11 protein-coding genes are annotated in these 12407 nt (G+C 70.7%); 4 read left to right on the forward strand and 7 right to left on the reverse strand.

Annotated features, from left to right (window positions below):
• Positions 1 to 94 precede the first annotated feature (94 nt).
• Entirely contained in the window at positions 95 to 1243 is a 1149-nt protein-coding gene (locus tag N8K70_RS11735; RefSeq protein ID WP_317138523.1) for an acyltransferase family protein, read from the forward strand.
• Positions 1244 to 1311: 68 nt separating this feature from the next.
• Here N8K70_RS11735 and rpsO read toward each other — a convergent pair whose 3' ends face one another.
• Positions 1312 to 1581: a 30S ribosomal protein S15 gene (gene rpsO / locus N8K70_RS11740; RefSeq protein ID WP_271174217.1), complete on the reverse strand. Its 270-nt coding sequence runs from the start codon at positions 1579 to 1581 to the stop codon at positions 1312 to 1314.
• Positions 1582 to 1749: 168 nt separating this feature from the next.
• On the opposite strand from rpsO, the gene N8K70_RS11745 reads away from it, so the two are divergent.
• Complete coding sequence (locus N8K70_RS11745; RefSeq protein ID WP_317138524.1) at positions 1750 to 3072, forward strand: MFS transporter; 1323 nt, start codon at positions 1750 to 1752, stop codon at positions 3070 to 3072.
• A gap of 132 nt (positions 3073 to 3204) precedes the next feature.
• Here the strand turns inward: N8K70_RS11745 and N8K70_RS11750 are convergent, their stop codons facing one another.
• From N8K70_RS11750 to N8K70_RS11760, 3 genes are all read right to left on the reverse strand, one after another.
• On the reverse strand, positions 3205 to 3753 hold the full coding sequence (locus N8K70_RS11750; RefSeq protein ID WP_317138525.1) for a YceI family protein: 549 nt from the start codon (positions 3751 to 3753) through the stop codon (positions 3205 to 3207).
• 166 nt (positions 3754 to 3919) lie between these two features.
• Positions 3920 to 4291 (reverse strand): FKBP-type peptidyl-prolyl cis-trans isomerase, encoded by a 372-nt coding sequence (locus N8K70_RS11755; RefSeq protein WP_317138526.1) that lies wholly within the window; start codon positions 4289 to 4291, stop codon positions 3920 to 3922.
• Between the two features lie 168 nt (positions 4292 to 4459).
• Positions 4460 to 5677, reverse strand: a complete 1218-nt coding sequence (locus tag N8K70_RS11760) for a PrsW family intramembrane metalloprotease (protein WP_317138527.1) — start codon at positions 5675 to 5677, stop codon at positions 4460 to 4462.
• Positions 5678 to 5763: 86 nt separating this feature from the next.
• Here N8K70_RS11760 and N8K70_RS11765 point away from each other — a divergent pair, with 86 nt between their 5' ends.
• Positions 5764 to 6633 carry a fumarylacetoacetate hydrolase family protein gene (locus tag N8K70_RS11765; protein WP_317138528.1) on the forward strand — a complete coding sequence of 290 codons (870 nt, stop codon included), beginning with the start codon at positions 5764 to 5766 and terminating at the stop codon, positions 6631 to 6633.
• Positions 6634 to 6645: 12 nt separating this feature from the next.
• Here the strand turns inward: N8K70_RS11765 and N8K70_RS11770 are convergent, their stop codons facing one another.
• Positions 6646 to 8106, reverse strand: a complete 1461-nt coding sequence (locus N8K70_RS11770) for an aspartate ammonia-lyase (protein WP_317138529.1) — start codon at positions 8104 to 8106, stop codon at positions 6646 to 6648.
• Positions 8107 to 8271: 165 nt separating this feature from the next.
• On the opposite strand from N8K70_RS11770, the gene N8K70_RS11775 reads away from it, so the two are divergent.
• Positions 8272 to 10419, forward strand: coding sequence for a S9 family peptidase (locus tag N8K70_RS11775; protein WP_317138530.1), 2148 nt, complete (start codon positions 8272 to 8274; stop codon positions 10417 to 10419).
• A 12-nt stretch (positions 10420 to 10431) separates the two neighbouring features.
• Here the strand turns inward: N8K70_RS11775 and N8K70_RS11780 are convergent, their stop codons facing one another.
• Both N8K70_RS11780 and N8K70_RS11785 read right to left on the reverse strand, forming a co-directional pair.
• Positions 10432 to 11328: a phosphodiesterase gene (locus tag N8K70_RS11780; RefSeq protein ID WP_317138531.1), complete on the reverse strand. Its 897-nt coding sequence runs from the start codon at positions 11326 to 11328 to the stop codon at positions 10432 to 10434.
• A 32-nt stretch (positions 11329 to 11360) separates the two neighbouring features.
• Entirely contained in the window at positions 11361 to 12389 is a 1029-nt protein-coding gene (locus tag N8K70_RS11785) for a 6-phosphofructokinase (protein ID WP_317138532.1), read from the reverse strand.
• Positions 12390 to 12407 lie beyond the last annotated feature (18 nt).

Genomic DNA, 12407 nt, shown 5'->3' on the forward strand with positions numbered 1-12407 from the left:
TGAATATACCCGGTACAACGGACGGGACGTGAATCCATTCCCGACCGGCGGACCGGACGACGTCCGCCTCCCGATATCGGTAGCGTAGGACGCGATGACGAGCGAGGCGCAGCCCACGGTCACGACGTCGACGGGGACGACCGCCCGGCGCGGTCGGCGCGTGCCGTTCTGGGACAACGCGCGGTTCGCGTGCATCGTCCTCGTCGTGCTCGGCCATGCGATCCAGCGCCTCGTCTACGACTCCGACGTCGCCTACGCGCTCTACCTCGCGGTCTACGCGTTCCACATGCCCGCGTTCGCGATCATCTCGGGGTACTTCTCGAGATCCGGACCGCCGTCGCGTCGCCAGATGGTGCGCGTCGTCACCGACATCCTCCTGCCGTACATCGTCTTCGAGGTGCTGTGGTGGTTCGCCAAGTGGCTCGTCGAGGGACGGGCCGAGCCGAACATCACGCAGCCCTCGTGGACGCTCTGGTTCCTCCTCGCGCTCGGCATCTTCCGCCTCGTGCTGCCCTATCTGGCCCTGCTGCGCTGGCCGCTCGCGTGGTCGGTGCTGATCTCCGTCGGGGCCGGCTACCTGCCGAACATCGACAGCACGTTCTCCCTGTCGCGCACGCTCGGCTTCCTGCCGTTCTTCGTGCTCGGATGGTGGCTGCGACGGCACGACGTCGTCGAACGATTCGGGCTGCTGCGGCGCCGCCCGTGGTGGCTCTCCGTCGGCGCGGCGGGGCTGCTCGCCCTCGCCGGATGGGTCGCGTGGGCCGGCATCGACCTCTGGCGCGAGGTCGAGCTGCGGTACTGGTTCTTCTACGACGACGCGTACGTCGACCTCCTCTCGCACCACATGTGGTGGGCGGGGGCCGTGCGGCTCGCGACGATCGCGATCGGCGTGGCGCTCTCCGCCGCGTTCTTCTCCCTCGTCCCCCGGCGGCGCACCCCCTGGACCCGGCTGGGGCAGTACACGATGTACGTGTACCTGCTTCACTCGTTCGTGCTCTACCCGTTCCGGGAGTCCGGCGTGCTGCGCGGCCTCGACCCGACGTGGTTCTGGCTGCCCGTCATGTGCCTGCTCTCGATCGCCGTCGCGACGCTGCTCGCGACGAGGCCCGTGCGCTGGCTGACGGGACCCCTCGTGGAGCCTCGTCCCCGCTGGCTCTTCGCGAGCCCCGGGCTGCTCCCGGGCCGCCGGAACGACCCCACGGGGTCGCGCCGCGCGAAGCGACGACCGCAGCGCGCCGGATGACGACGAAGGCCCGCCCCACACCGGGGACGGGCCTTCGGGAAGACGATTGAACGCTGGTCGCGCTCTGCCTAGCGGCGGAGTCCGAGACGCTCGATCAGCGCACGGTAGCGTGCGATGTCGATGTCCTGGAGGTAGCCGAGCAGACGACGGCGCTGACCGACGAGCAGGAACAGGCCACGACGCGAGTGGTGGTCGTGCTTGTGCTCCTTGAGGTGCTCGGTGAGGTCCTTGATGCGCTGCGTCAGCAGTGCGACCTGCACCTCGGGGGATCCGGTGTCACCGGGGTGCGTCGCGTACTCTTCGATGATCGCCTTCTTGACATCTGCTTCGAGAGCCATAGATTCGATCCCCTCTCTCCTCGTTGCGCGGCGCCCATCGCCTGATGCGTGGGCTCTCTTTCTCCGCGGCCGATCGAACGGCAACCACACGAGTCTACCGCAGCGGGACGGCGCGGGCGAACCGCTAGCCTCGTCTCTCGTGGAGCATCTCGCGGAGGGACGGCGCTGATGGCGTCGCGCGTCCTCCTCGACACGCGTCCCCTGACGCAGCACCCCGCCTTCGCCCGGCTCTGGGTCGGGTCGACCCTCGGCGGCCTCGGCGGCCAGCTCACGATCACCGCTGTGATGCTGCACATGTACCACCTGACGGGATCGACCTTCGCGGTGGCGATGATCGCGGTCGCGGGGCTGCTGCCCATGATCGTCGCGGGGCTGTACGGCGGCATGCTCGCCGACTTCTTCGACAGACGGCTCGTGGCCCTGATCGCGGCGACGGTCACCTGGCTCTCGACCGCGCTGCTGGCGGTCCTCGCCTGGACGGGACACGTCGGCGCCTGGTGGCTCTACGGCCTGTCGATCGTCAACTCCGCCGCGAACTCGATCGTCTCGGCGACGAAGATGGCGATCACGCCGAGGCTCGTCGGCGCCGCGCTCATCCCCGCCGCCGCGGCGCTCAACGGCATCACGGTCGGGGTCATGGTCATGGTCGGCCCGGCTCTCGGCGGCGTCCTCGTGGCGCTCTTCGGGTACCCCGTGACGTACACGCTCGACCTCGTCCTCATGCTCTCGCTGTTCCTCGGCCTCTGGACGCTTCCCCGCCTGCGCCCTGAGGGCGAGACCGCCCGCCCCGGCCTCGCGTCGCTCGTGGACGGCACGCGCTTCCTGATGCGCGCCCCGAACATCCGCACGCAGTTCCTCCTCGACATCGTCGCGATGACCTTCGGCAACCCGCTCGCCCTGTTCCCCGCGATCGGGGCCGTGCTGCTGGGCGGAGGGGAGGTGACGACCGGCCTGCTCGTCGCGGCGGGCGCCGTCGGCGCCTTCGGGTCGAGCCTGTTCTCGGGACGCGTCTCCGCGTACCGCCGGCACGGGCTCGGCATCGCACGCGCCGTCCAGGCGTTCGGCGTCGTCACCGCCGTGTTCGGTCTCGTCCTCGCGGCCGGCGCGGTCGGATGGCTCGGATCCGACGCCGCCGGGCCGGGGAGCCCGAGCATCCCGCTCATCGCGGTCGCGATGATCTGCCTCGCCCTCGCCGGCGCGGCGGACAACGTCAGCTCCATCTACCGCCAGACGATGCTGCAGTCCGCCGTCCCCGACGCCGTCCGCGGACGCCTGCAGGGCGTCTTCATCGTCGTCGTGACGGGCGGCCCCCGCCTCGGCGCGCTCTACGCCGGGACGCTCGCGACGGTCTCGGCCGACTGGTTCGGAGGCGTGCCGAGCACGTGGCTCCCGCCGCTGCTCGGCGGCGTCCTCGTCGTCCTCGTCGCGACGCTCGTCCTGAGGGCGTCGCCGTCGTTCCTCGCCTACGACGCGGAGTCCCCCGCTCCCTGAGCGCGCCCGGCCGCGGCATCCGGTCCGCGAGACTCCATCCCACGCGCGAGAATCCATCCCCGCCGCCGGAATTCTCGCGGCGGGGATGGATTCTCGCGGGTGGTGGGGGAGGTCAGGCCCCGAGGGAGGAGGTCAGGCCTCGAGGGTGCCCTGCAGGTCGAGGACGATCTTCACGTCCTTGCCGACGAGCACGCCGCCGCTCTCGAGCGCGGCGTTCCACGTGAGGCCGAAGTCCTCGCGGTTGATCGTCGCGTGTGCCGTCGCCCCGGCCTTGTAGTTGCCCCAGGGGTCGGTGCCGAAGCCGCCGAGCTCGAGCGCGAACGTCACGGGCTTCGTGACGCCCTTGATCGTGAGGTCTCCGTCCACGAAGAAGTCCCCGCCCTCGTGACGGACGCCCGTGCTCGTGAACGTGATCGCGGGGTACGTCTCGGGGTCGAAGAAGTCGGCGGACCGGAGGTGCTGGTCGCGCCCCTCGTCCTTCGTGTCGATGGAGGCCGCGTCCGCCGTGGCCGTCACCGAGGCCTCGAGGACGTTCTCGGGCAGGACGATGGTCGCCTGCTTGACCGCGAAGGCGCCGCGCACCTTGGAGATCATCATGTGACGGACCTCGAAGCCCACCTCGCTGTGCGCGGGGTCGAGCTGGTAGGTGCCGGGACGGTAGCCGGGGATGTCGATGGTCATCGGTTCTCCTTGAAGATCGGACCGCCCCACAGTGGCGGCATACGACAGAACAATACGCATTCAGTCGCATATATTCCAGACACGCGGGAGAACTCCCGGTGACATCCCGGGGACGCGCGGGGCACCGCACGGCTCGTCGTCCGTGCGGCGCCCTCGGGGAAGCGGATCAGGCGACGTCGATGAGATCGATGATGAAGATGAGGGCCTTCCCGCTGAGGAAGTGCCCGGATCCCGCGGGGCCGTACGCCAGGTGGGGCGGGATGACCAGCTCGCGCCGCCCCCCGACCCTCATGCCGGGGATGCCCTCCTGCCAGCCCTGGATGAGGCCGCGCAGCGGGAACTGGATGCTCTCGCCGCGGTTCCACGACGAGTCGAACTCGTCGCCGGTCTCGTACTCGACGCCCGCGTAGTGCACCGTGACGGTGTCGCCGGGATTCGCCTCGTCACCGTCGCCGACGATGATGTCTCGGATGACGAGCTCGGCGGGGGCGGGGCCCTCGGGTGCGTCGAACTCGGGTCTCGTGCGTTCTGCGCTCATACGTCCATCTTGCCTGCTCGCGAGCGGACGCGCACCGCGGCCGGCACGAGGCCCGGACAGGACTCAGCGCCCGGGCCGCGGCGATGCCTGCGAGACTTCCGAGCGCTGAGTTGATCTGAGACCAGGATCCTCCCGGCGCGCGCGCCTGTCAAGGCCTCCCTCGGGCGCTCAGGACGACAGCAGGGCCTGCCTCGTATGGGCGGCGCGCACGAGCAGCACGCGCTCGTCGTCGGCCGCCTTCGGATCGCGCCCCGAGATCGCGCGCTGGCGCGTCGCGGCGAGCGCCGTCGCGTCTCGGATGAACGACTTCATGAGCGCGGACCGGTCGCCGCGCAGCGAGCGCGCCCACGCCATCCCCGCCCGCCGTCCGGAGGGCGTCGCGAGCATCTCCACCTCCGGGGAGGTGAACCAGCCGGCCGCGGCGTACTCCCCCAGCCGCTGCTTCGTCAGCCGCTCCTCCTCGCGCCGCAGTCGCATGAGGATGAGGAGGAAGATCGCGAACAGCGGCACCTGCAGCACGACGTAGAGGTGGAGGAAGCCGCCGAGATCGGTGAAGGTGGCCGACGCGTTCCACAGCCCGTGGAGCACGATGGCGCCGATCAGGCCCGCGAGCCACGTCCGGAGGGACGCGCCGAACGAGGCGCCGCGCCGCGCGGCGAGCCCGAGCGCGAAGCCCGTCACGGCGGTGAACATCGCGTGCGCGAACGGCGACATGAGACCGCGCAGCACGAACGTCCAGGTCAGCGAGGCGGCGCCGCCCTCGATGGCGGAGACCGCGAAGTACTGGATGTTCTCGGTGAAGGCGAAGCCCGCGCCCACGAGAGCCCCGTAGACGACGCCGTCGACGGGACCGTCGAAGGCGCGGCGCCCCATCAGGAGCACGAGGAGCACGCCGACGCCCTTCGCGAGCTCCTCGACGATCGGCGCCTGCACGACCGTGCCGAGGGACTCGAGCGCGGCGAGCTGCGGGAGGGCGAGCGTCACGCCGAGGTCCCACAGCAGGGCGAAGCCCACCGACGCGATCGCGCCCCATGCGAGGGCGAAGACGACGAGGCTCCTGGGCTCCGGCTCCCAGCGGTCGACCCACAGCATCGCCGACACGACGACGGCGAAGGGGACGAGCGCGAGGACGAGGCCGACGACCGAGGCCGCCGCCCCCAGGGCGCTCGTGAAGTACGACACGAGGCCGAGCAGCAGGAGGGCGAGCACGCCCCACAGCCAGAACCAGGCGGTCCGGCCGCTCCGCGAGGGCACCGGCAGCCTCGGCAGGTGCGGCTGAACATGCCCGCCCGGCGGGATCGACGCCCCGTCCGCCCGGCGGGGCTGGTCGAGCGGAGTGGCGAACGGCTCCTGCGACGACGGGGGGAGGCCGGTGCCGGAGGTCATGGCTCACACTTTACGGCGGAACGCATTGTTCATATCGGTCGCAGCGGGGCGTCGGCGGCGTCGCCATGCCCGATAGCCTTGAGACCATGCGTTTCGCCCACGTGACCTTCCCCGGGGGCGTCGCCCCCTCCCTTGCGCTCGTCGACCTCGACGGAGCCGTCGACGTCGCAGCCCTCGTCGAGGACGGCCCCCGCACCGTCGAGCAGCTCATCGCCGGCGGGGACGCGGCGCTCGACGCCCTGCACGAGGCCGCCGGGCGGTACGAGGGGGCGTGGACGCCCGTCGCGGACCTCGACTTCGCGCCAGCTCTCCTGACCCCGCCGACCATGCTCGCGGTCGGGCTGAACTACGCCGCCCACTCGGGCGAGCTGAACCTGAAGACGGACGACACCCCGACCGTCTTCACGTTCTGGCCCAACTCCCTCCAGGGCCACGACCAGACCACGACCTGGTCGCGACGCCTGAGCGAGACCGTGGACTACGAGGCCGAGCTCGGCGTCGTCATCGGGCGGCCCGCCAAGGACGTGACGGAGGAGGAGGCGCTCGACTACGTGTTCGGGTACACCGTCGTCAACGACATCTCGGCGCGCAACATCCAGTACTCCGAGGCGCAGTGGTGCCGCTGCAAGTCGCTCGACGGCTTCACCCCGGTGGGTCCCTACGTCGTCACGGCCGACGAGATCGCCGATCCGCAGGATCTCCACATCTGGACCCGCGTCGACGGCCACATGATGCAGGACGCGTCGACGGACCAGATGGTCCGCACGGTCGCCCGGCTCATCGCGCACCTCTCGCAGGGCGTCACACTGCTCCCCGGCACCCTCATCTCGACGGGGAGCCCCGGGGGCTCGGGCTTCTCCCGCACGCCGCAGGTGCTGCTGCGCGACCGTTCCACGGTCACCGTCGGCATCGACGGCATCGGGGAGCTCACGACCCACTGCCGCATGACGGACTGAGCCGGACCGGGCTCAGGGGGTCGTCGGCACGTCCTCGGGAGCGATGACGGGGATGACGCTGGTGATCGGCTCGAGTCCCGACAGCCGCAGCGGGCTCAGCTGCTTGTCGACCTCGGCACGGTCCATGAGCCCCGCCTCGACGACGAGATCCGCGACGTTGCGGTTCGTCAGCAGCGCGGTCTTCGCCAGAGCGGCCGCCGCCGCGTAGCCGATGAAGGGCGTCAGCGCCGTGATCACGCCGACGCTGGAGCCGACCATCGCGCCGAGGCGCTTGCGGTTGGCCGTGATGCCGTCGACGCAGTTGACGCGCAGCGTGCGCATCGCCTGGCGCATCCAGATGATGGACTGGAAGATCGAGTGCGCGATGATCGGCTCGAAGGCGTTCAGCTGCAGCTGGCCGCCCTCCACCGCCATCGTCACGGTCACGTCCGCGCCGACCACGGCGAACGCGACCTGGTTGACGACCTCGGGGATGACCGGGTTGACCTTGCCGGGCATGATGCTCGAACCCGCCTGGCGTGCGGGGAGGTTGATCTCCCCGAGACCGGCCTGCGGGCCCGACGACAGCAGCCGCAGGTCGTTGCAGATCTTGGAGAGCTTGATCGCGTTGCGCTTGAGCGACGCGGAGAACGACATGAACGAGCCGGTGTCGCTCGTGGACTCGACGAGATCGCTCGCCGTCTCGAGGTCGAGTCCCGTGATCTCGCACAGATGGCGCTCCACCGCGGACGCGTATCCGGGATGCGTCGTGATGCCCGTGCCGATCGCCGTGGCGCCCATGTTGATCTCGTGCAGGAGCACGGCGTTCTCCCGCAGACGACGGTAGTCCGCGTCGAGCGTCGTCGCGAAGCCGTGGAACTCCTGGCCGAGCGTCATGGGCACGGCGTCCTGCAGCTGGGTGCGGCCCACCTTCAGCACGTCGTGGAACTCGACGGCCTTGGCGAGGAACGACCGCCGCAGCAGGTCGAGCTCTTCCAGCAGGGAGCGGAGCGAGAGCGAGAGGCCGATCTTGATGGAGGTCGGATAGACGTCGTTGGTCGACTGGCTGCGGTTCGTGTGGTCGATGGGCGAGAGGTACGCGTAGTCGCCCTTCTCGCGCCCGGCGAGCTCGAGGGCGATGTTCGTGATGACCTCGTTCGCGTTCATGTTGGTCGAGGTGCCGGCGCCGCCCTGCACGACGCCCACGACGAACTGCTCGTGGTGCTCGCCGTCGATCACGAGCTGCGCCGCCTTGTCGACGAGCTCGGCGCGCTCGTCGTCGAGCACGCCGATCTCGCGGTTCGCCCGCGCCGCCGCCTGCTTCACCATCGCGAGCGCCACCACGAGCTCGGGGTACACCGAGATGGGCCGCTTGGAGATGTCGAAGTTCTCCAGCGCCCTGGCCGTGTGGATGCCCCAGTACGCCTCGGCCGGGATCTCGAGGGATCCCAGGGAGTCGGTCTCGATGCGGATGGACGTGGCGTCGTGGGCCATGTGATGTCTTCCTCGTGGGTCTTCACGGCGATGTGGGACGGATGGCCCCGATCCTACCCGGGGCCCCGGGGCATCCGATCTCCGCGATGTACAGCGGATGGGAGCGATCTGTACGTCGTGGACGGACACGCCGTCGACCGCCCCCCGCACGGATAGCGTTGTCGTGTGACCGTCGAAGCAACCCCCGCCCAGCCCACCGCCCCCGTCGCCGCCCGGCGCCCCGTCGTCCGCTCGCACCACGGCGACGACGTCGAAGACCGGTACGAATGGCTGCGCGCGAAGGAGGACCCGGACGTCATCGCGCATCTCGAGGCGGAGAACGCGTACACCGACGCGCGTCTGGCGCACCTCGCGCCGCTGCGCGAGACGCTCTTCCAGGAGATCAAGGGGCGCGTGCGGGAGACCGACCTGACGGTGCCCGTCCGGCAGGGCGGATGGTGGTACTACGGCCGTTCGCTCGAGGGCCGGCAGTACGGGCTGCAGTGCCGGGCTCCGCTCGCGAGCGAGGACGACTGGACGCCGCCGCGGCTCGAGGCCGGCGTCGACGTGCCCGGCGAGGAGGTGCTCCTGGACGGGAACGCGGAGGCGGAGGGGCACGAGTTCTTCTCGCTCGGGGCGTTCAGCGTCACCACGGACGGCACGCGGCTGCTGTGGGGCGTCGACACGCAGGGCGACGAGCGGTACACCGTGCGGGTGAAGGACATCGCCACGGGCGAGCTGCTGCCGGACGTCATCGACGGCGTCGGCGGCGGCGCCCGGTTCACGCCCGACGGCGCGTTCGTCCTCTACTCGACGGTCGACGACGCGTGGCGCCCCGACGGCGTCTGGCTGCACCGGGTCGGCGAGGCGGGACGCGAGAACGACGTCGAGATCGCGCACGAGGACGACGAGGCGTTCTGGATCGGCGCGGGCTTCACGCGCAGCCGCCAGTACCTCGTCATCGAGTCGGCCTCGAACACGACGAGCGAGATCGACGTCATCGCGGCATCCGACCTGCCGCTCCTCCTCGCGGACCCCGAGGCCGTCGACGCCGTCTCGATCTGGGATCGCTCGGCGAAGGTCGAGTACTCCGTCGACCACGCCGTGATCGAGGGGCGCGACTGGCTGTACGTCCTCCACAACCAGGACGCGCTCGACTTCGAGCTCATCCGCCTGCCCGCCGACGACGAGGACGCCGAGCCCGAGGTCGTCATCCCCCACTCCCCCGGCACGCGCCTGGAGAGCGTCGACTGCCTGCGCGACTTCGCGATCGTCGAATACCGCTCGGGCGGCATCCCGCGTGTCGGCATCCTCGACTACGCGACCCACGCGGTGCGCGAGATCGCGTTCGACGAGCCGCTGTACGACGCCGGCTCGGGCGGCAACCCGGAGTGGACGCAGCCGGTCGTGCGCCTGAGCTACGGCTCGTTCACGACACCCGGCACGGTCTTCGACTACGACGTCGCCACGGGCGAGCTGCGCGAGCTCAAGCAGGTGGAGGTGCTGGGCGGCTACGATCCCGCGGACTACGGGCAGGAGCGCCTGTGGGCGCCCGCGGGCGACGGCACCGAGATCCCCGTCTCGCTCGTCTGGAAGCGCTCCTTCGGCGCGCCCGGCGAGGCCCCGCGGCCCGTCCACCTCTACGGCTACGGATCGTACGAGCATTCGATCGACCCCGGTTTCTCCTATGCGCGGCTCTCCGAGCTCGACCGCGGCGTCGTCTTCGCCGTGGCGCACGTCCGCGGCGGCGGCGAGATGGGACGCGCCTGGTACGAGAACGGCAAGCTGACGCGCAAGCGCAACAGCTTCACGGACTTCGTCGACGTGGCGCGCTTCCTCGTGGACCGCGGCTACACGTCGCCCGACCGCATGGTCGCCGAGGGCGGGTCGGCGGGGGGCCTGCTCATGGGCGCGGTCGCGAACCTCGCCCCGGAGCTCTTCGCCGGCGTCCTCGCCGACGTGCCGTTCGTCGACGCGCTCACGACCATCCTCGACCCTTCGCTCCCCCTCACGGTGATCGAATGGGAGGAGTGGGGCGATCCGCTGCACGACGCCGACGTCTACGCGTACATGAAGTCGTACACGCCGTACGAGAACGTCCGCGAGGGCGTGGCGTACCCACGCATCCTCGCCACGACGTCGCTCAACGACACGCGCGTGTTCTACGTCGAGCCCGCCAAGTGGGTCGCGCGCCTGCGCGAGGCCGGCGCCGACGCGCTGCTGAAGTGCGAGATGGTCGCCGGCCACGGCGGGGTGAGCGGCCGGTACAACGCCTGGCACGACCGCGCGTTCCAGCTGGCCTGGCTGCTCGAGGCCGTGGGACTGGCCGAATAGGCGGGCCGGGCGTCAGGACGGCTTGCGCGAGAAGGCGTCCAGACGCTGCTCGGGCGTGAGCGCGGCCATGGCCGCGTACCACGCGGGCGTGAACGCGTCGCCGGGCTCCGCCGACGCGATGGGCACGACGGAGTGCGTGATCGTGTCCTCGTACACGTGCACGAGATGGAACGACTGCCCCGCGTCCATCCCGTTCACCCGCTGCGCGGGCAGCGAGATGTCCATCGTGTAGCAGGAGGCGGATGCGACGCTGACGGGGACGCCCGCGAAGGTCCCGCTCGTGGAGTAGTGCAGATGACCGGCCAGGATGGCGCGCACGTCGCTTCCGGCGATGACGGCGGCGAGCCGGCCCTGGTCGCGCAGCTCGAGGACGTCGAACAGCGGGATGTGGCTCGGAAGCGGCGGATGGTGCAGGGCGAGGACGGTGCCCAGCGGCGCCGGCTCCGCGAGCACCTCCGCCAGCCACGCGAGCTGCGCGTCGTCGAGATCGCCGTGGTGCCATCCGGGCACGGTCGAGTCCAGCGCGACCAGACGCAGGCCGCCGAGGTCCCAGACGCCCGTGAGCGGCTCCTGCGTCGACGCGAGGCCCAGCAGGTCTCGCCGCAGCTCCGGCCGCTCGTCGTGGTTGCCGGCGACCCAGACGACGGGCGCCCCGAGCCGCGCGGCGACGGGATCGACGAGCTCCCGGAGGCGCACGTAGGCCTCCGGCTCGCCGAGGTCGGCGAGGTCGCCCGTGAACACGAGCGCGTCGACGCCCCCGGAGAGGCGTTCGACGCGCTCGAGGGTCGCGACGAGGTTGGCGTCCGCGTCGATCGTGCCGCTGAGACGGCGGCCGCCCCCGACGAGGTGGGTGTCGCTCAGATGGACGATCGTCCGGGAGGCCGGCGGATGCTGACCGAGCTGAAGCATGCCGCCAGCCTACGACGCCGCGCCGACGCGGATCAGCCGAAGAGGGCGGCCGCCTCCTCGTAGCGGTACAGCGGCACGCTGTTGAGCTCGCCGAGCGCCTCGTCGAACGGAACGCGCACGATGTCGGTGCCCTTGAGGGCGACCATCTGACCCCAGGCGCCGTCCACGACGGCGTCGGCGGCGTGCAGGCCCAGGCGGGTGGCGAGCACCCGGTCGAAGCCCGACGGCGATCCGCCGCGCTGGATGTGGCCGAGCACGGTCGCGCGCGTCTCGATGCCCGTGGCCTCCTCGATGAGCGGGGCGAGGACCTCGCCGATGCCGCCCAGACGCGGGCGGTTGAACGCGTCGAGGCCCTTGTCGCTGTACGCCTCGTCCTGGCCCTCGATCTTGAAGCCCTCCGCGACCACGACGAGCGGGGCGCGGCCGCGCTCGTGCGCCGCGAGGACCTGCTTCGTGATCTCGTCGAGCGAGAGCGGCACCTCGGGGATGCAGATGATGTGGGCGCCCGCCGCCACCCCCGAGTGCAGCGCGATCCACCCGACGTGACGCCCCATGACCTCGGCCACCATGCAGCGCTGGTGCGAGTCTCCCGTCGTGCGCAGCCTGTCCATCGCCTCGGTGGCGATGTTGACGGCGGTGTCGAAACCGAACGAGTAGTCGGTCGCGCGCAGGTCGTTGTCGATCGTCTTCGGCACGCCGAGGACGGGGATGCCGTCGTTGTTGAGCCGCTGCGCCGCCGCGAGGGTGCCCTCGCCGCCGATCGCGATGATGCCGTCCAGCTTGTGCCCGTAGAGCGTCTTGGCGATGTTCTCGGCGCCGCCGCGGTCGCCCTCGTAGGGGTTCGTCCTGCTCGTGCCGAGGATGGTGCCACCGACCTTCGAGAGGCCTTTGACGTCGCGACGCGTGAGCGGGGAGAAGTCGGCCTCGACGAGGCCCTTCCACCCGTCGCGAATCCCGACGAACTCCATGTCGTAGGCCTCGGTGCCCTTGAGCACCGCGCCGCGGATGACTGCGTTGAGGCCGGGGCAGTCGCCACCACTCGTCAGAATGCCGATCTTCATGACATCAACGCTAGGGCA

The organism is Microbacterium sp. AB (assembly GCF_032878875.1).
GTDB lineage: Bacteria > Actinomycetota > Actinomycetes > Actinomycetales > Microbacteriaceae > Microbacterium > Microbacterium betulae.

Coding starts and splice junctions, on each gene's coding strand:
- N8K70_RS11735 (WP_317138523.1), top strand. CDS start 95: ATGACGAGCGAGGCGCAGCCCACGGTCACGACGTCGACGGGGACGACC.
- rpsO (WP_271174217.1), bottom strand. CDS start 1,581: ATGGCTCTCGAAGCAGATGTCAAGAAGGCGATCATCGAAGAGTACGCG.
- N8K70_RS11745 (WP_317138524.1), top strand. CDS start 1,750: ATGGCGTCGCGCGTCCTCCTCGACACGCGTCCCCTGACGCAGCACCCC.
- N8K70_RS11750 (WP_317138525.1), bottom strand. CDS start 3,753: ATGACCATCGACATCCCCGGCTACCGTCCCGGCACCTACCAGCTCGAC.
- N8K70_RS11755 (WP_317138526.1), bottom strand. CDS start 4,291: ATGAGCGCAGAACGCACGAGACCCGAGTTCGACGCACCCGAGGGCCCC.
- N8K70_RS11760 (WP_317138527.1), bottom strand. CDS start 5,677: ATGACCTCCGGCACCGGCCTCCCCCCGTCGTCGCAGGAGCCGTTCGCC.
- N8K70_RS11765 (WP_317138528.1), top strand. CDS start 5,764: ATGCGTTTCGCCCACGTGACCTTCCCCGGGGGCGTCGCCCCCTCCCTT.
- N8K70_RS11770 (WP_317138529.1), bottom strand. CDS start 8,106: ATGGCCCACGACGCCACGTCCATCCGCATCGAGACCGACTCCCTGGGA.
- N8K70_RS11780 (WP_317138531.1), bottom strand. CDS start 11,328: ATGCTTCAGCTCGGTCAGCATCCGCCGGCCTCCCGGACGATCGTCCAT.
- N8K70_RS11785 (WP_317138532.1), bottom strand. CDS start 12,389: ATGAAGATCGGCATTCTGACGAGTGGTGGCGACTGCCCCGGCCTCAAC.